Source organism: Pseudomonas fluorescens (genome assembly GCF_900215245.1).
Lineage (GTDB): Bacteria > Pseudomonadota > Gammaproteobacteria > Pseudomonadales > Pseudomonadaceae > Aquipseudomonas > Aquipseudomonas fluorescens.
This window is the reverse complement of sequence record NZ_LT907842.1, coordinates 2262004-2280428: the sequence shown is the minus strand read 5'-3', so window position 1 is coordinate 2280428 and position 18425 is coordinate 2262004. Positions and strand designations below refer to the sequence as shown.

The 18425-nt window shown below is 59.8% G+C and carries 18 protein-coding genes; 7 read left to right on the top strand and 11 right to left on the bottom strand.

The genetic code is table 11. The features are described from left to right. Positions 1 to 35: 35 nt before the first annotated feature. The 5 genes from CPH89_RS10695 to CPH89_RS10675 are packed head-to-tail and all read left to right on the top strand — an operon-like array spanning position 36 to position 4618. A complete protein-coding gene (locus CPH89_RS10695; protein WP_053253690.1) occupies positions 36 to 1067 on the top strand; it encodes a DUF5924 family protein in 1032 nt (343 codons plus the stop codon). Between the two features lie 54 nt (positions 1068 to 1121). After that, positions 1122 to 2270: an ABC transporter permease gene (locus CPH89_RS10690; protein ID WP_053253689.1), complete on the top strand. Its 1149-nt coding sequence runs from the start codon at positions 1122 to 1124 to the stop codon at positions 2268 to 2270. Next, positions 2267 to 3070, top strand: coding sequence for an ABC transporter ATP-binding protein (locus CPH89_RS10685; RefSeq protein ID WP_053253688.1), 804 nt, complete (start codon positions 2267 to 2269; stop codon positions 3068 to 3070). The genes CPH89_RS10690 and CPH89_RS10685 overlap by 4 nt, the downstream gene beginning before the upstream one ends. A 1-nt stretch (position 3071) precedes the next feature. Then, complete coding sequence (locus CPH89_RS10680) at positions 3072 to 4010, top strand: MlaD family protein (protein WP_053253687.1); 939 nt, start codon at positions 3072 to 3074, stop codon at positions 4008 to 4010. Further along, positions 4007 to 4618 (top strand): ABC-type transport auxiliary lipoprotein family protein, encoded by a 612-nt coding sequence (locus CPH89_RS10675; RefSeq protein ID WP_053253686.1) that lies wholly within the window; start codon positions 4007 to 4009, stop codon positions 4616 to 4618. Before CPH89_RS10680 ends, CPH89_RS10675 begins: the two co-directional genes overlap by 4 nt. Positions 4619 to 4710: 92 nt before the next feature. Here the strand turns inward: CPH89_RS10675 and CPH89_RS10670 are convergent, their stop codons facing one another. The 5 genes from CPH89_RS10670 to CPH89_RS10650 form a co-directional block, all read right to left on the bottom strand. Beyond that, a complete protein-coding gene (locus CPH89_RS10670) occupies positions 4711 to 5940 on the bottom strand; it encodes a nucleoside recognition domain-containing protein (protein WP_053253685.1) in 1230 nt (409 codons plus the stop codon). A gap of 96 nt (positions 5941 to 6036) precedes the next feature. Beyond that, complete coding sequence (gltP, locus tag CPH89_RS10665; RefSeq protein WP_053253684.1) at positions 6037 to 7368, bottom strand: glutamate/aspartate:proton symporter GltP; 1332 nt, start codon at positions 7366 to 7368, stop codon at positions 6037 to 6039. Positions 7369 to 8098: 730 nt separating this feature from the next. Next, on the bottom strand, positions 8099 to 8566 hold the full coding sequence (locus CPH89_RS10660) for an inhibitor of vertebrate lysozyme family protein (protein WP_053253683.1): 468 nt from the start codon (positions 8564 to 8566) through the stop codon (positions 8099 to 8101). A 2-nt stretch (positions 8567 to 8568) separates the two neighbouring features. Beyond that, complete coding sequence (locus CPH89_RS10655; protein ID WP_003170804.1) at positions 8569 to 8733, bottom strand: DUF1328 domain-containing protein; 165 nt, start codon at positions 8731 to 8733, stop codon at positions 8569 to 8571. Positions 8734 to 8810: 77 nt separating this feature from the next. Next, positions 8811 to 9098 carry a hypothetical protein gene (locus CPH89_RS10650; RefSeq protein WP_053253682.1) on the bottom strand — a complete coding sequence of 96 codons (288 nt, stop codon included), beginning with the start codon at positions 9096 to 9098 and terminating at the stop codon, positions 8811 to 8813. A 390-nt stretch (positions 9099 to 9488) separates the two neighbouring features. Between CPH89_RS10650 and algB the strand changes: the two genes are divergently transcribed. Together algB and CPH89_RS10640 are read left to right on the top strand one after the other, a co-directional pair. Beyond that, on the top strand, positions 9489 to 10835 hold the full coding sequence (gene algB / locus CPH89_RS10645) for a sigma-54-dependent response regulator transcription factor AlgB (RefSeq protein ID WP_053253681.1): 1347 nt from the start codon (positions 9489 to 9491) through the stop codon (positions 10833 to 10835). A gap of 10 nt (positions 10836 to 10845) precedes the next feature. Then, positions 10846 to 12633: an ATP-binding protein gene (locus CPH89_RS10640; RefSeq protein ID WP_053253680.1), complete on the top strand. Its 1788-nt coding sequence runs from the start codon at positions 10846 to 10848 to the stop codon at positions 12631 to 12633. Between the two features lie 172 nt (positions 12634 to 12805). On the opposite strand, the gene CPH89_RS10635 is transcribed toward CPH89_RS10640, so the two are convergent. From CPH89_RS10635 to CPH89_RS10610, 6 genes are all read right to left on the bottom strand, one after another. Next, positions 12806 to 13582, bottom strand: coding sequence for an N-acetylmuramoyl-L-alanine amidase (locus tag CPH89_RS10635; protein WP_053253679.1), 777 nt, complete (start codon positions 13580 to 13582; stop codon positions 12806 to 12808). A 98-nt stretch (positions 13583 to 13680) separates the two neighbouring features. Then, on the bottom strand, positions 13681 to 15747 hold the full coding sequence (locus CPH89_RS10630; RefSeq protein WP_053253678.1) for a GGDEF domain-containing protein: 2067 nt from the start codon (positions 15745 to 15747) through the stop codon (positions 13681 to 13683). After that, entirely contained in the window at positions 15744 to 16622 is an 879-nt protein-coding gene (locus CPH89_RS10625; RefSeq protein ID WP_053253677.1) for an endonuclease/exonuclease/phosphatase family protein, read from the bottom strand. Before CPH89_RS10625 ends, CPH89_RS10630 begins: the two co-directional genes overlap by 4 nt. A 10-nt stretch (positions 16623 to 16632) precedes the next feature. Further along, a complete protein-coding gene (locus tag CPH89_RS10620; protein WP_053253676.1) occupies positions 16633 to 17268 on the bottom strand; it encodes a thiol:disulfide interchange protein DsbA/DsbL in 636 nt (211 codons plus the stop codon). A gap of 169 nt (positions 17269 to 17437) precedes the next feature. Beyond that, positions 17438 to 18043 carry a c-type cytochrome gene (locus CPH89_RS10615; RefSeq protein ID WP_053253675.1) on the bottom strand — a complete coding sequence of 202 codons (606 nt, stop codon included), beginning with the start codon at positions 18041 to 18043 and terminating at the stop codon, positions 17438 to 17440. A 33-nt stretch (positions 18044 to 18076) separates the two neighbouring features. Further along, on the bottom strand, positions 18077 to 18379 hold the full coding sequence (locus CPH89_RS10610) for a c-type cytochrome (protein ID WP_053253674.1): 303 nt from the start codon (positions 18377 to 18379) through the stop codon (positions 18077 to 18079). Positions 18380 to 18425 lie beyond the last annotated feature (46 nt).

The window sequence follows — 18425 nt, the reverse complement described above, 5'->3', positions numbered from 1 at the left end:
TCGGGGTTTTTTCCTACATACACTGTGAACTGCCCATGCCAAACCTGCCGCCCCTCATCCAGCGCATCCTCGTACTGATCAAGCGCTACCCAGGGGTGATCGCACTCGGCGGTTTTATCTCGGGTGTGTCCAGCTTCATTCTGGTGGATCGCCAGCAAGGCATGGCCAGCTGGATCGCCGTGATTATGCTGGTGAGCTGGCTGTGGCTGATGCTGGAAAACAGCTTTACCCAGCTGTTCGCCAAAGTCTTCAAGCGGGAAATCCCGGAACCGCTGCTGCGCTATGCCACCCAGATGATCCACCAGGAAAGTCTGTTTTTTGTATTACCGTTCTTTTTCATCACAACCACCTGGAACAGTGGCCAATCGATTTTCACTGGCCTGCTCGGTGCGGCGGCGCTTGTGTCGATTACCGACCCGCTGTACTACAAATGGCTGGCTCCCAAGCGCTCATTGTTCCTGGCGCTGCACACCCTGACCCTGTTCGCAGCGCTGCTCACCGCGCTGCCGATTATCCTGCACCTGACCACCGCCGAAAGTTACAAGCTCGCGCTGGGCGTCGCCATGGCATTGTCGATCCCGAGCCTGGCCACAAGCCTGCCGCTGCGCAGTATCAAAGGCTGGGCGATGCTGCTGGGAGTCACCGCCGCCATTGGTTGCGCCGGTTGGTTCCTGCGCAGCTGGGTACCGCCGGCCACGTTGTGGATGACCGAAGTCGCGATCAGCACCCAGTTGCAAGACCGCACGCCAGGCGACGACCTCAAGGAAGTCAGCGCCGCCCAACTGCGCAGTGGCGGGCTGTACGCCTATACCGCGATCAACGCCCCGCGCGGGCTGGATGAGCGGATTTACCATGTGTGGAAATTCAACGGCCAAGAGGTCGACCGCATCGCCCTGGATATCCACGGTGGGCGCAAGGAAGGCTACCGCGCCTGGACCCACAAACAGAATTTCCCGGCCGATGCGGTTGGGCGCTGGCAGGTGCGGGTGCTGACGGAAGACGGGCAGGTCATCGGCGTACTGCGCTTCAAAGTCACTGACACAGCACAAACGGACACGCCAAAGTAGGCCGGATCGTGCTATTACGTAGGGATTGTGGATAGCCAAACAAGCTCGGAGCTTATGACCACTCGTACGACGGCCGGCGCAGCCCACCTCGATTCGTCTACCGTTCCCCCGTTACTCAGGATTACAGGGGACTGGACGCTTGCCCACTATGCAAACCTGAAGAAGCTGTCGGACAAACTCGATGGCCAATACGACGCCGGTGCCCGCATTGACCTCAATGGCCTCGGCGCCCTGGACACTGCCGGCGCGTCGCTGTTGGTCGAGTTGCTGGGCCCCGACCGCATCGAGCAATCTGCCGAGCAAACCGACTGCAGCCTGTCCGCCCCCGACCGCGCGTTGCTCAAGACCGTCTACCGCTCCCTGAATGACTTTTGTGTGCCGGACAAGGCCCCCGAGGAAACCGCCGGCATCCAGGTGCTGACACGCATCGGCCGTGCGGTGGACACCGTCTGGCAGGACAGTAATCAGCTGCTGGGCTTTATCGGGGTGATCCTCGAAACCTTCGCCCGCAGCATTTTCCGCCCCAAGCGCTGGCGTATCACGCCCATGGTCGCGCATATCGAACAAACCGGCCTCGACGCCGCGCCCATCGTGGCACTGCTGACGTTTCTGGTTGGCGCGGTCGTCGCGTTTCTCGGCGCCACGGTGCTCAAGAGTTTCGGCGCGACCATTTTCACCGTGGACTTGGTGGCGTTCTCTTTCCTGCGTGAATTTGGTGTATTGCTCACCGCCATCCTGATCGCCGGGCGCACCGCCAGCGCCTTTACAGCGCAAATCGGCTCAATGAAAGCCAACGAAGAAATCGACGCCATCCGTACCCTGGGCCTGGACCCGATGGAGTTGCTGGTTCTGCCGCGCGTAATGGCGCTGCTGGTGTCGCTGCCGATGCTGACCTTCCTGGCAATGCTCTCGGGGATTATCGGCGGCGGCGTGGTGTGCGCCGTCACGCTGGATATTTCGCCGGCAATGTTTCTCTCGCTGTTGCAATCGGACATCGGCGTACAGCATTTCCTGGTCGGCATGGTGAAAGCCCCCTTCTTCGCCTTCCTGATCGCGGCGATCGGCTGCCTCGAAGGCTTCAAAGTCAGCGGCAGTGCCGAGTCGGTCGGCGCCCACACCACCTCCAGCGTGGTGCAATCGATCTTTGTGGTCATTGTGCTGGATGCGGTCGCCGCGCTGTTCTTCATGGAGATGGGCTGGTGAGTCGTCTACGCCGTGCGCCCTCCGAGGCGGTGATCGAAGTGCGCGGCCTGTGCAACCGCTTTGGCAGCCAGAGCGTGCACGAGAACCTCGATCTGGATTTGTATAAAGGCGAGATCCTCGCAGTGGTCGGCGGCTCCGGCAGCGGCAAGTCCGTGCTGTTGCGCAGCATCGTCGGCTTGCGCCGCCCCAGCGAAGGCGACGTGCGGGTGTTCGGCAAGAACCTGCCGAGCCTGCCGGAACATGAACGCTCGCTGGTGGAACGGCGCTTTGGCGTGCTGTTTCAGAAGGGCGCGCTGTTTTCTTCACTGACTGTGACCGAAAACGTCGCCCTGCCATTGATTGAGCACGCGGGCCTCAGCCGTGCCGACGCCGAGCACCTGGCCGCGGTCAAACTGGCGTTGGCCGGGCTGCCTCTTTCGGCTGCCGACAAGTACCCGGCGTCACTCTCCGGCGGCATGATCAAGCGCGCGGCATTGGCACGCGCCTTGGCGTTGGACCCGGACATCCTGTTCCTCGATGAACCCACCGCCGGCCTCGATCCGATTGGCGCGGCGCAGTTCGACCAACTGATCCTGACCCTGCGTGATGCGCTGGGCCTGAGCGTGTTCCTGGTCACCCACGACCTCGACACGCTGTACACCATCACCGACCGCGTCGCCGTGCTGGCGCAGAAGAAAGTGCTGGTGGCCGGCGCCATCGATGTTGTCTCGGAAACGGACGACGCGTGGATTCACGAGTATTTCCACGGCCCCCGAGGCCGCGCGGCATTGACTGCCGCTCAATCGTTCAACGAGGTATGACATGGAAACCCGAGCCCATCATGTGATGATCGGTCTGTTCAGCGTGATCGTAGTGGTTGGCGCCATGCTGTTCGGCCTGTGGCTGGCCAAGTCCAGCGTGGACAGCGCCTTCCAGGAATACGAGGTGGTGTTCAACGAGGCGGTCAGCGGCCTGTCCCAGGGCAGCTCGGTGCAATACAGCGGGATCAAGGTAGGCGATGTCACCAGCCTGCGCCTGGACCCGAAAGACCCGCGCCGTGTGCTCGCACGTATCCGCCTGGCCGGGCAAACGCCGATCAAGGAAGACACCCAGGCCAAACTGGCACTGACCGGTATTACCGGCACCTCGATCATCCAGCTCAGCGGCGGTACCCCGCAAAGTCCTGAACTCAAGGGCAAGGACGGCAACCTGCCGGAAATCATCGCGTCGCCATCGCCGATCGCACGCCTGCTCAATAACAGCAACGACCTGATGACCAGCATCAACCTGCTGCTGCACAACGCCAACCACATGTTCTCCCGGGAGAACGTCGAGCGCCTGAGCAATACGCTGGACAACCTGCAGCAGACCACCGGCGCCATTGCCGAACAGCGCGGCGATATCAAGGTGGTCATGCAGCAACTGATGCAAGTCAGCAAACAGGCGACTGCGGCACTGGAGCAAACCACTGTGCTGATGCGCAATGCCAACGGCCTGCTCAACGAGCAAGGCAAACAGGCCTTCGGCAGCGCCGAACAGGCAATGAAATCCCTGGAGCAAAGCACCGCGACCATCAACACCTTGCTGACCAACAACAAGGACTCGGTGAACAGCGGCATGCAGGGCCTCAACGAATTGGCACCCGCCGTGCGCGAACTGCGCGAAACCTTGGGTTCGCTGCGCGCCATCTCCCGCCGCCTCGAAGCCAACCCCAGTGGTTACCTTCTGGGCAGCGACAAGAACAAGGAGTTCACGCCATGAAGCGTGCTTACCAAATGATCGCCCCTCTGGCCCTGGCCCTGATCAGCGCGTGCTCGATCTTGCCCAAGCCGGACCCGTCGGATGTCTACCGCCTGGCTTCAGCACACACCAGCACCCAAGGCACGCCGGTCAGTTGGTCACTGCGTGTGTCTAAGCCCCAGAGCAGCGAGTTTCTCGACAGCCCGCGCATTGCCGTGGTGCCCAACGGCGACCTGATCAGCAGCTACGCGAACTCACGCTGGAGCGACCCGAGCCCGGTGCTGCTGCGCAATCGGTTCATGGACGGTTTCCAGCGCGATGGGCGGGTAACGCTACTGAGCACCGACGAGACCAACTTGCAGGCCGACTATGAGCTGGGCGGCCAGTTGCAGGCTTTCCAGAGTGAATACCGGGGCAATCAGGTGGACGTGGTGATTCGACTTGACGCACGGTTGGTGCGCGCAAGTGATCAGCGGATTATTGCCAGCCGTCGGTTTGAGGTGAGGCAGGCTGCGGGCGATACCAAGGTGCCGGCGGTGGTCGCCGCGTTTGGGCAGGCCGGGGATCAGCTGAATAAGCAGGTGGTGGATTGGGTGGTGCAGCAGGGCAATGCTGTTGCGAAACGCTGACGGCCTCTTCGCGAGCAAGCCCGCTCCCACACTTTGAATGTATTCACCGTTCAAAATTGGAAGCGGGCTTGCTCGCGATAGCTATTAAAGCCTTAACCAAAGAACCAGTAGCACACCGCAATCGCCGCCACGACGCCGGCAAACTCCGCCAGCAACGCACACCCCACCGCATGCCGCGCCCGCTGTATTCCTACCGAACCGAAGTACACCGCCAACACATAAAAGGTGGTTTCCGTGCTGCCCTGAATGGTCGCTGCCACCAGCGCGGGGAAGCTGTCTACGCCCTTGGTTTGCATGGTCTCGATCAACAGCGCGCGTGCGGCACTGCCGGAAAACGGCTTGACCATCGCCGTCGGCAGCGCGTCGACAAAACGCGTGTCCATGCCGCTCCAGGCCACCACATGGCGAATGCCCTCCAGGCCGAAGTCCAACGCCCCGGAGGCGCGCAACACACCCACGGCACACAGCATCGCCACCAGGTACGGCAGCAGGTTCTTGGCAACGTCGAAGCCCTCTTTGGCACCTTCGACAAATGCCTCATAAACCTTCACCTTGCGCAGCGCGCCGATCACCAGGAACAGCATGATCAACCCAAACAGCGTGAGGTTACCGAGTATCGAAGAAAGGCCGGCCAGGGCCGTGGCGGACAGGGTCGCCAGCAGCGCCATAAAACCGCCCAACACCAGTGCACCGGGAATCAGGTAGGCCAGCACCACCGGGTCCCACAGGCGCAAGCGTTGCATCACGGCCACCGAGAGCAGGCCGACCAGGGTCGAGGCACTGGTCGCCAGCAGGATCGGCAGGAACACCAACGTCGGGTCCGCGGCACCTTGCTGGGCGCGGTACATGAAGATCGTCACCGGCAACAGCGTCAGCGAAGAGGCGTTAAGCACCAGGAACAGAATCTGCGCGTTGCTCGCAACGTTCGGGATGGGGTTGAGTTCCTGCAACGCCTTCATGGCTTTCAGGCCGATAGGCGTCGCGGCGTTGTCCAGGCCCAGACCGTTGGCGGCGAAGTTGAGGGTGATCAAGCCGATAGCGGGATGGCCGGCGGGCACTTCCGGCATCAGCCGGCGAAACAGCGGCCCGAGCGCCTTGGCCAGCCAATCGACGATCCCGGCCTTTTCGGCGATGCGTAAAAAGCCCAGCCATAAGGTCAGGGTGCCGAACAGCAGCACCATCACTTCCACTGACAATTTGGCCATGGCGAAAATACTTTCGACCATCGCCGCAAAAATCCCGGCATTACCGCCAACCAGCCACTGCACCAGTGCTGACACCATTGCCACGACAAAGAAGCCAAGCCACAGGCCATTGAGCATCAGTTGAATCCCCCGAAAGATGGAGCGAATGATAACGGGGCTGGCAGAAACGACAAACCCCGGATTTCCCGGGGTTTGTTTCACATCACTCGCGCATCAGCCGCGGCTGGCCTCGCCGGCCGGCAGCGCTTCTTTGCTGCGCCAGTGCGGCAGGGAATTCCAGTAGCGCTCGCCCTTGGCGTCGTCGTACATGCCTTCCCAACGGGAGATGACCAGTACGGCCAAGGCATTGCCGATCACGTTCAGTGCGGTACGTGCCATGTCCATCACACGGTCGACACCGGCGATGAACGCCAAGCCTTCCAGCGGGATGCCCACGCTGCCCAATGTGGCCAGCAGCACCACGAAGGACACGCCCGGCACGCCGGCGATACCTTTGGAGGTGACCATCAGGGTCAGCACCAGCATCAGTTGCTGGCCGATCGACAGGTCGATGCCATACAGCTGGGCGATAAAGATTGCAGCGATGCTCTGGTACAGGGTCGAACCGTCGAGGTTAAACGAGTAGCCGGTCGGCACCACGAAGCTGCAGATGGCCTTTGGCGCACCGTACGCCTCCATTTTCTCGATCACCCGAGGCAGCACGGTTTCCGAGCTGGCGGTCGAGTAGGCCAGTACCAATTCGTCCTTGAAGATACGCATCAACTTGAGGATCGAGAAGCCAAACAGGCGTGCGATCAGGCCCAGTACCGCAAAGGCGAAGAACAGGATGGCCACGTAAACCAGGATCACCAGCTTGGCCAGCGGCAGCAAGGAAGCGAAGCCGAAATTGGCAACGGTCACCGCGATCAGGGCAAAGACACCGATAGGGGCGTACTTCATGATCATGTGGGTGACTTTGAACATGCTCTCCGACACGCCCTGGAACATGGTCACCAGCGGCTCGCGCAGCTCAGGCTTGAGGCTCGACAAGCCCAGGCCGAACAGCACCGAGAAGAAGATGATCGGCAACATATCGCCGCGTGCGACCGCCGCGAAAATGTTCGACGGGATCAGGTTGAGGATCGTCTCGATGAACGCATGCTCATGCTGCACTTCGGCGGCGGTGGCGGTGTATTTGGAGATGTCGACGGTACCCAGGGTACTCATGTCGATGCCAGCGCCCGGGTGGAACAGGTTGGCAAGCAGCAGGCCGACCACAATGGCGATGGTGGTGACCACTTCGAAGTAAAGGATGGTTTTGACACCGATTCGGCCGAGCTTCTTCGCGTCCCCCACACCGGCGATGCCCACGATCAACGAGGAAATCACAATCGGGATCACGATCATCTTGATCAGACGGATAAAGATATCGCCCGCTGGCTGCAACACATTGCTGATCCACCAGGCTTTTTCAGCACTGAAATGGTTGAGCACTGCACCGATTGCGATCCCCAATACCAAACCGATGAGGATCTGCCAGGCGAGGCTTAGCTTTGCCTTCTTCATGTCATTACCCTTACTTCAAGTGGACTTAAGGCGGATGCGCCATCTGGAACGCTCGGAAGCGAAAAAGTGTGTGCATCTGCCTCCGTAGAAGGTCACCGCAGCGTGGCCGAAATGGCTTACTGGCAGGCGAAAAAAGGCGCAACTATTCCCATGCAAGGGAGCGACGTCTAATGCCGTAAACGCCTACCCTATGCCGAATCGGCATGGCTTTTTATGAAAATAACTGTCCGAACGGTCAGTTCAAATACGCCAATTCAGCAGGTGAATATGCCGTTAACCGGCCAATACAGGCTCGCTCAGAGATGTTGGACGACCTCAGGTCACTGGCAGAAATGCCTGGGATTTGATGAGCTTGGCGTCGGAGAAGTCCTATAGCGTGCGGAAAATTTTCTAGATAGAAGGTCGCTCCGACACACCAAGTAATGGTTGAGCGGAAGCACAAAAGAAAATAACGGCTATAGACGACATACAAGATGGGCAATGAGAGTCATAAGCCCGCCGCAAGTTCAGCAAGCTTGAGGACTTGTGAACTTGCGTCGCAGCTTTTCACCTGACCCGGCCCTTGCGCAGGCACTCCCTGTACCCGTAGGTCACGCCGATCTCGATTGATCAGAGCAACCCGGCCCCCTGGTCAAGCACCGCCTTTGGCGAGCGGTGCAAGTGGAAGGAAGCAAAGTGGCCTCTTTCCATGGACGCCGGCTCCGTAGACGGCAGATGCGTCAGACGGAACCTAGTACCAATTCGGATCTTTCTTGAGCTGCTCCATCAGCAGCTTCTGCATGCCTTCGTCCGGCTTACCGAGGAAACGGTAGTCAGCGTGCCGCGTCGGTGACTTGTCTGCCGGCAGACCTGCCGGGACCTGTACCAACATGGCGTAGGCATGTTTCTTGTTGTAGCTGAAGGCAACGACCAGACGCTTGTTCAGGCACGTGTCTGCTGTCTCGCAGAGCGGCCCGACCAGGTACTTGTCGCCATCTTCTTCCACGGCATTCATTTGTTCGGCCGTACCGGAGAGGTTCATCACCCATTCCGGCAGCCGCTCTTCTTTCTTCACAACGCCTTGCCAGGTCTCACGAAACTGTGGATCGGAGCTGAGCAGTTCGTTGGCCCGGGTCTGACCGTCATTGGCGGCCATCACCAGGCCGCTACCGCCCAAGAGCAGGGCGGCAGCTAGCGCTTTGAGAGACAAAGTGGTCATTTTCAGCCTCGGCCGCGACGACCAAAGAAGAACGAAGCGATGAACATCACCAGGAAGACCACAAACAGAATTTTTGCGATACCCGTGGCAGTGCCCGCGATGCCGCCGAAGCCCAGGACTGCAGCCACAATGGCGATGATCAGAAATGTGATTGCCCAACTCAACATGGTGATTCTCCTTACGCTTTTATAGGGGTAACAGCGGTAGTGCGGTGCAGCCGCTCAACTCAGCGACGTTTTGTTGCCTAGAACACCCAACGCTCCTGAGTTGGCAATTCACCCAGGGTGGAATCCTGGTCAGCCACTCTCAATTGCGGGGCGGTTACGTCGGCGGTAGCGCTGCCAACGGAACGGAAATGGGTCTGGGTCATGAGCGGGCGTTCAAACTGCGGGGTTTGTTGCTGACTCTGTTGCCAATGCTGCAACTGCTGGCCGGCGATCAACGTGACCATCAAGGCCAGGCTGGCGAACAGACCTTGCTGCAAACGCACTGGCGATACACGCAATTGGCTGCTGAGGCTTTGGCGAGTCATGCTGCATTTCTCCCGCATTCTGGTTATTCGTTCATGACGCTGTCAGGAGAGGTATTGCAGGGTGCATGCCAGATTTTTTACAAAATAAATCCCAATAAAATCAGCATGTTATGAATGAGCGACGGTTATAGAGGCCAGCATCCTGCACGATGCCTCTGTCCAGGCCGTGCGAAATGCACGACGGCCAATGGTCGGATCAACGGATCGAAAGCAGCAGTTGAGTTGCCGAAGTGGCAAGAAGGGATGAAAACGCTATCAAACGGCGTGTTTGTAGGAGAGCGTGAAGATACCTGCGCGCGGACGCCGTTTATCAATCAGAATAAACCATGCAACTTGCCCGATTATTCCGGGACTAATCAGCATCATTTATAGTTAAGGAGCGCGGGACAGATGGAATCAGCCAAGGAACTTCAAGGCCGCATTCTTTTAGTGGATGACGAATCCGCGATCCTTCGCACCTTCCGCTACTGCCTGGAAGATGAAGGCTACAACGTAGCGACCGCCAACAGCGCCGCGCAAGCCGATGCCCTGATGCAACGCCAGGTGTTTGACCTGTGCTTCCTGGATTTGCGCCTGGGCGAAGATAACGGCCTGGATGTATTGGCGCAGATGCGTATCCAGGCGCCGTGGATGCGCGTGGTCATTGTTACCGCGCATTCCGCCGTAGACACCGCAGTCGATGCGATCCAGGCCGGCGCCGCCGACTACCTGGTCAAACCGTGCAGCCCTGACCAATTACGGCTGGCCACCGCCAAGCAGTTGGAAGTGCGCCAACTGTCCGCCCGCCTGGAAGCGCTGGAAGGCGAAGTACGCCAGCCCAAGGACGGGCTCGACTCCCACAGCCCGGCGATGATGGTGGTACTGGAAACCGCACGCCAAGTTGCCGGGACTGACGCCAATATCCTGATTCTGGGCGAGTCCGGCACCGGTAAAGGCGAGTTGGCGCGGGCCATTCACGGCTGGAGCAAACGTTCGAAAAAATCCTGCGTGACCATCAACTGCCCGTCACTGACCGCGGAACTGATGGAAAGCGAATTGTTCGGCCACAGCCGCGGCGCGTTTACCGGTGCCAGTGAGAGCACATTGGGCCGCGTCAACCAGGCCGACGGTGGCACGCTGTTTCTCGACGAAATCGGCGACTTCCCCCTCACTTTGCAACCCAAATTGCTGCGTTTTATCCAGGACAAGGAATATGAGCGCGTAGGCGACCCGGTCACCCGGCGCGCCGATGTGCGCATCCTGGCGGCCACCAACCTGAACCTGGAAGACATGGTGCGCGACGGCCGCTTCCGGGAAGACTTGCTCTACCGCCTCAATGTCATCACCTTGCACCTGCCGCCGCTGCGTGAACGCAGTGAGGACATCCTGACCCTTGCCGACCGCTTCCTGGCACGCTTCGTCAAGGAATACGCCCGACCGGCACGCGGTTTCAGCGACAGCGCGCGTGAAGCGCTGCTCAACTACCGATGGCCAGGCAATATCCGCGAACTGCGGAACGTGGTGGAACGCGCCAGCATCATCTGCCCACAGGAAAAGGTTGAAATCAGCCACCTCGGGATGGCCGAACAACCGACCAACAATGCCCCGCGCATCGGCGCAGCACTGAGCCTGGATGAGCTGGAGAAAGCGCATATCGGTGCAGTACTCGCCACCAGCGACACGTTGGATCAAGCGGCACGCACCCTCGGCATCGACGCATCGACCCTTTATCGCAAACGCAAACAGTACAATTTATGAGCTGTACTTTATGAAGCTTGCGATGAAACTGCGCACTCGGTTATTCCTGAGTATCTCAGCGCTGATTACCGTCGCCCTGCTGGGACTGATTCTGGGACTGGTCAGCGTCATGCAAATGGCCAAGAGCCAGGAGTCGCTGATTCGCAGCAACTTCATCACCCTGGACCTGGGCCTCAAGCTGCGCCAGAGCTTGGGCGATCAGTTGATCCTGATGCTGGAGGATCGACCGGACCCCGCGGCCCTGCAAACCTCGAAAGAGCAATATTTCGCCCTGCTGGATCAAGGTATCGCCCACGAACAGCAAGACGGCAGACTCAGCGGCTTCGCCCAGGCACGTGCCGACTACCTGAACTTCCTCAAGGCGTTTGACGAGGCCCAGCAAAGCTCGCTGGCGAACAATAAAAACCAGAAACTGACCGAAACCTTCAATGCATTGCGCAATGGCCTGATCGCCGAACACAAACAAGCGCTGGAGAATATCAACACCAGCGAATACAAATCGCGAGACCGAGCATTGCTGATTGCCGGCCTCTTAGGGTTGGTTGGCCTCGCGGTACTGATCATCGGCTTCGTCACTGCACACGGCATCGCACGGCGGTTTGGCGGGCCGATCGAAGCCTTGGCCAAAGCCGCTGACAAGATCGGGCAGGGTGATTTCGAAGTGACGCTGCCCCTCTCGTCGGCAGCGGAAATGAATCAACTGACGCGTCGCTTTGGCATCATGGCCGAAGCGCTGCGCCAGCATCAGGCGACCAATGTCGACGAATTGCTGGCCGGCCAGCAGCGCCTGCAAGCGGTGCTCGACAGCATCGACGATGGCTTGCTGATGATCGACCGCCAGGGCCGCCTGGAACACCTCAACCCAGTGGCGCAGCGCCAACTGGGCTGGGACGAGGCGCGTTTAGGCCAGGGCCTGGGCGAAGCACTGGGCCGCCCGGAAATGGATGAACAACTTCAGTTGGTACTGCGTGGCGGCAACCTGGAGCGCGCGCCGGAAGACCTGGAAGTGGAAGTCGAAGGCGAATTACGCCTGCTGACCTACAGCCTGACGCCCGTCAGCCATACCCAAGGGCATATTCTGGGCGCGGTGATGGTGCTGCACGACGTCACAGAACAACGCGCTTTCGAACGGGTGCGTAGCGAATTTGTGTTGCGCGCTTCCCACGAGTTACGCACACCGGTGACCGGCATGCACATGGCCTTCGGGCTGTTCCGTGAGCGGGCAAAGTTCCCTGCGGACTCGCGTGAAGCGGACCTGCTGGATACGGTCAATGAAGAAATGCAGCGCTTGATGCAGCTGATCAATGACCTGCTCAACTTTTCACGCTACCAGAATGGCCTGCAAAAGCTCACGCTCGGGCCATGTAATGTCACCGACCTGCTGGAGCACGCACGGGCCCGATTCACTGAGCCAGCGAATGCAAAGAACATCGAGTTATTGGTGGAGGCCCAAGCAGAGTTGCCCAGGCTGTATGCCGACCAGGCGCAGTTGGAGCGCGTGCTCGATAACCTATTAGGCAACGCGTTGCGGCACACTGCGCAAGGCGGCCAGATTCGTCTCCAGGCACGCCGTCATGGCGAGCGGGTAATTATCAGCGTCGAAGATAACGGCGAAGGTATTGCTTACGGCCAACAAGGGCGGATCTTCGAACCCTTCGTCCAGGTGGGCCGCAAGAAAGGCGGCGCCGGCCTGGGGTTGGCTCTTTGCAAAGAGATCGTGCAATTGCACGGCGGCCGCATGGGCGTGTATTCGCGGCCGGGGCAAGGCACGCAGTTCTACATGGCGCTGCCGCTGTAATCTGACTGCTCGGGTTGCCTTGTCACAGCGACAAGGACCTGAAAGCCCCCCATCAAACTACCGACGCACAGGTGAAAACCCGGGAGCAGGCTTGCTCGCGAAGGCGCTTTCAAAGCCAACATTGCTGCCGCCGGACATTCCGCTTTCGCAAGCCAACCCTTGCGATACACGCTTAGCTGCGGTTCAACGCGCGCAGGATCGCAGCACTTTCGGCATCCGGCGTGCCATCGAACAGTGATGGACGGAAGTGCATCTGGAAGGCCGCGATCACATGCCGTGTGGCTACATCCAGCTCACCCGTCTGCGGCGTTTGGTAGCCGAGTCGTGCCAGCTCTTCCTGGAACCAGGTAATACTCGGCAGGGCAGCGCTGTATTGCTGCTGGAATCGGGCGACTGCCTGTGCATCCGGCCACATCCCCAAACCTTCAGCGGCTAAACGCTTCCACGGGAACAGGGGGCCCGGGTCGAGCTTGCGCAGCGGCGCGATGTCGCTGTGACCGATGATATTCCGGGGGTTGATGCCATTGCGCTTGCTGATGTCCTTGAGCAACACCACCAGCGACTGCACCTGTGCTTCGGAGTATGGGTACCACACACGGCCCGTTGGCGTGTCGCGATACCCTGGGTTGACGATCTCGATGCCAATGGAGCTGGAGTTGAGCCAGGTGCGGCCCATCCACTCGCTTTCCCCGGCGTGCCAGGCACGCTGGCTCTCATCCACCAGTTTGAAGATGGTGCCTGAAGCGTCGTCGCCGATCAGGTAATGGCTGCTGACCTGGCCGTGCGTCAACAGCGCCAGGGAGCGTTCAAGGCCGGTAGAGGTGTAATGAACAATGACGAACTGCACGCGGTTATCGTGGTTCATCGAAGGGTGATTGGTGTCCAGGCGCGGGCCGCTGGCGCAGCCGGCGAGGAGCAAAAACACAAAAGCGACGTACAAGGATTTCATGGCAAAGGCATTACACTGAAGACGATAATGCAATAGTGTAACGTAACGTTTGAGGCTCGGCGGTCAAATCCGGGCTTTTAAACAAAATGGAACATTTTTCAGGCCGCCTGTACCCGGTTACGCCCGGCAGCCTTGGCCCGGTATAACGCCTCATCGGCGCGCTTGAGCGCCAAGTCACTGCGCTCACCTGGCTGAAACTGCGCCAGGCCCATGGACATCGTGATCGTCACCGGCTCGCCCTTGAAGTGGAACGGGCACGCTTCAATCGCTGCACGCAGCCCTTCACCCACGGCCAAGGCCTCCTCCAAGGCGGAGTCAGGCATCAGCAACACAAACTCCTCACCGCCAAAGCGCGCGATAAAGTCGTTGGGGCGCAGGTATTTGCGCAACACGTTGGCGATGATTTTCAGCACCTTGTCACCGGCCAGGTGACCGTAGCCATCGTTGATCCGCTTGAAGTGGTCCAGATCCAGCATGGCCAGGGACAAGCTATTGCCGCGCTGGTGCCAGGTATTCACTTCATGATCCAGACGCTCACTCCACGCCGCACGATTGGGCAGGCCGGTGAGCGGGTCGATCAAGGCCTTCTGGCGTTGTACCTCCAAATGCTCGCGGTAACCCTGGGCTTCCTTTTCCATGTTTGCGACACGTTCAGCCAAGCCCTTCAGCCGCGCCGCTACCTCCTGCTCGCGCTGGTCACGCTGCTGCTGGTGTTCATCCATAGTGCCGAGCAGGCCTTCAAGATGGCTTTCCAGCACCTGCTTGAGGCTGTCCAGGTCAGCCGCTTCCTGCACACTGCTTTGCAGGCCGTCGACCTGCTCACGGATCTGTGTATCCAGTTCCCGCGCGGCCGAACGGCTGTCGGCGTGGCCGTCACTGGCCACCTGCAGATGACCCTGGAATGCCTCGAGGCGCTCGTTGAGCTGCTTGAGGTAGGCTTCGAACTCGTGCTGGCCGCTGTCGGTGATCGCCAGCATCAGCACTGCAAGGTCATCAAGGATCGGCAGCAATTCGTACCAGTTCAAGCCGTGGGCCAGGCGTTCGCGCATGGCTTCGGCTTGGGGCCGGTGGCGCTCGGGCAGCGACAGATCACCCAGCAAGCCGAGCAAGGTGCCTTCGATATGGCTGGCGACCGAACTATAAGACGGCTCGGGCGAATCGGGCAGCGCGTAAACGCCGTCCGATTGCAGCATATCCGGGTCGGGCTCGGGGCTTTCCATCACAGGAGGTAGCGACAGGCTGCCGATGGCGGTTTCATCCGGCGTAGCCACCTCAGCCTGCGGGACCTCGATAAACGCAGCGAGGGCGCTCTCGGGAACGGTTTCCTCTGCCTCGGGTTCAGACGTCGCGGCAGGCGCAGTGGTGGGCGTAGCGATCGGCGCCGCTGGCGCCGGGGCCTCAAAGACAAACGTTTCGGCGGCGACCTCTGTAGCTTGCACCGGCGTGATCGGCTCAGGCTGTGCCTCGACCGGGGTCTGCGGCAACGGCGCAAAGGCGCGCAAGGCGTGTGTCAGCTCTTCGGATTGCGCGGGCTCCTGAGGCTCGGGCTTGGGCGCGGCGGGGACGGGTTTCGGCGCAGCCAGCGCCGGTACAGGCAGTGGCGTCGATTGGGCCACCGGCACTTCATTCGAAACCTCTTTCGCGCCAAACAGACGTTGCAGCAGGCCCGGCCCAGTGCGCGTGGTTTCGCCATCCGGCTCCAGGTTACTCAACGCCTGCTCTTGCAGGCTGCTCAGCTCACTGAGCAACAGCGGGATCTCACGCGCCTGCCCGACCCGGCCGTCCAGCTGCTTGGCGAAGGTTTTCAACGGGCGGGCCACCTCACGCGGCAGTGGCAACTTCTGCAATTGCACGACCAGCGCGGTGAGCGCAGTGCTGATCTGGTCGACCCGGGTTTCGCGGCGCTGCTCCGAGTCGAGCACGGCTTTTTCCAGGCGAGGCAACAAGGCGGCGAGAGCGGCGTCCATGTCGTCCGTACGCACCACGTCGCGCATCTCTTTCATGCATTGATCAACCGCGCGGTCGGTCCCTTCAGCCGCCAGCGTGCTACGCACCAGCCCTCGCCGTAACAGGTCAAGGCGGGCGGCCCAGCGACGTTCGAGCTTGTCTTGCTGCTCGACACTTTTCAGGTATTTCTCTTTCCAGCGCTGGGCGTCGTCGCTCATGCAAGGGGTCCGCGAGGGCCGGGGCTCAACGCGGGTAATGCATCAGCCGTGAGCGAACCCGGCAGACGAATCTCTACCGCGACCGGCAGGTGATCGGAGATGGGCTGCGCCAACACCTGCACGCTTTCGAGCGTAAGGGTCGGGCTAAGCAGGATATGGTCCAGGCAGCGCTGCGGGCGCCAACTGGGAAACGTGGCTTCGACTTGCGGCGCCAGTAACCCGAGGTCGCGCAACGGGGAATTCTGCAACAGGTCGTTGGCATGGGTATTCATGTCACCCATCAGTACCTGGTGCTTATAGTTGCTAATCATTTCACGCACATAGGCAAGCTGCAGGTTGCGCGCACGCCCCCCGAGCGCCAGGTGCATCATGACCACCACCAAGGCTTCCGGGCCTTCGCCGAATCGCACGAGGATCGCCCCACGCCCCTTGGGACCTGGCAAGGGGTGATCTTCGATGGCGGTGGGTTTCAAGCGACTGAGCACGCCATTGCTGTGCTGCGCCAGACGCCCCAGGTTGCGGTTGAGTTGCTGATACCAGTAGGGGAACGCGCCGAGTTGAGCCAGGTGTTCCACTTGGTTGATGTAGCCAGAGCGCATGCTGCCGCCATCAGCTTCCTGCAGGGCGACCAAATCGAAGTCGTTCAGCAGGTTGCCGATTTTTTGCAGGTTAACGGCCCGCCCGGTGTGCGGCAGCAGGTGCTGCCAGCCCCGGGTGAGGTAGTGCCGGTACTTCTCGGTGCTGATGCCCACCTGGATATTGAAGCTGAGCAGGCGCAAGCGGCTGTCTGCCGGCAGGCCCGTGGACTCCAGATGATGTTCGTTGACCTGCGGATCATGCAGGCCAACCACACGTTCAGTACCCCAGCGGCGCATGGTAGGCCCCTTACTTGGCTGCGCGCTCTTTGGCGATCAGTTGGTCGGCAACATTGAGAGTCTGCTCAGGACCACCGGTCGTGCCCAGGTCGAAACGGTATTTACCGTTGACGATCATGGTCGGTACGCCTTGCACGCCATACTTCTGGGCCAGCTCTTTGTATTGAGCCATTTTGCCCTTGACGGCGAACGAGTTGAAGGTTTCGAGGAACTTGGCTTTGTCGACGCCTTGGGTAGCAACGAAATCAGCCATGTCTTCCGGCTTGGTCAGACGCTTGCCTTCTTTTTGGATAGCGTTGAAGACGGCGTTATGAACCTTGTGCTCAACGCCCATGGTGTCCAGGGTGATGAAGAGCTGACCATGGGCATCCCATGGGCCACCGAACAGCGCAGGGATACGCTTGAAGTTCACGTCGGCCGGGAGTTTCTCAGCCCACGGATTGATGGTCGGCTCAAAGGCGTAGCAATGCGGGCAGCCATACCAGAACAGCTCCACCACTTCGATCTTGCCAGGCTCCGAAACGGGGACCGGGTTGGCCAGTTCTACGTAGGTTTTACCGGCTTCAAGCGGCACGTCGGCAGCTTGTGCGGTCATGCCGAAAAGACTGGCAGTGACGAGAGCGGCGCTGAGGATCAGATTACGCATGCTTTACTCCTGGACAAATAAAGTCGCCTCACGCGACCTTTAGGTGTGACAGGTCTGCGCGGGCATGAGTTCGTTAGTGTAACGGCACCGGCCACAAAAAAGGGCGGCCTAAGCCACCCTTTTTATGCTTGCATCGACGGATTAATCGAGCGTTAACGTACCGCCTGAATCAGTGCAGGCCCTGGATATACTGGGAAACCGCTTCGATATCCTTGTTGCTCAACTTGCCGGCAATACTTTGCATGATTTTGGTATCGCCATCGTTGGTGCGATTACCCTCACGGAAGTCCGTCAGTTGCTTGGTGATGTACTGGGCATGCTGGCCGCTCAGGTGCGGGAAACCGGCAGCAGCAAGGCCGGCGCCGTTAGGCGAATGGCAACCGAGGCAGGAAGGCATGCCTTTTTCCAGGTTACCACCCCGGAACAGTTCTTCGCCGTGAGCCACCAGCTTTGGATCGGCAGCTCCCACACTGCCTTTCTGACTGACAAAATACGCAGCGATGTCTGCCAAGTCCTGATCGCTGAGATTAGTCAGCAAACCGGTCATTTCGAGCACCGTGCGCTTGCCGTCCTTGATGTCGTGCATCTGCTTGGTCAGGTAACGTTCACCCTGGCCTGCCAGTTTAGGGAAGTTTGGCGCCGGGCTATTGCCGTCCGGTCCGTGGCAAGCACCACACACGGCGGCTTTCGCCTGGCCCGCTGTAGCGTCGCCTGCAGCATGGGCAACACCGGTGATGCCCAAGGTCAACAGCAGACTCACGATCAGTTTGTTCATCAGCTAATCCAACTACGGCTAAGGGTTTAAGAGTTATCTACCGGGTTTACTCACCATCAACTCAATGATGGCCTGGTAATCCTCAGTACTGCAGTCCATGCACAAACCACGCGGCGGCATTGCCTTGAAACCCTGGGTCACGTGTTGCACCAGCGTGTCCATACCTTGCGCCAGTCTGGGCGCCCAAGCTACCTGATCACCCCGTTTGGGGGCGTTGGGCAGTTGGCCGGCATGGCAAGCCACGCAAACTCGGTTGTACACCGCCTCCGGATCCTGTGTAGCCTGAGCGCCGTAAAGCGGAACCAGGACACCAAAAGCGAGCAACCATCGGGTCATACATCGACCTTTTCAGGGTTTGAGAGCGTTTTGCGTTCTAATGCGC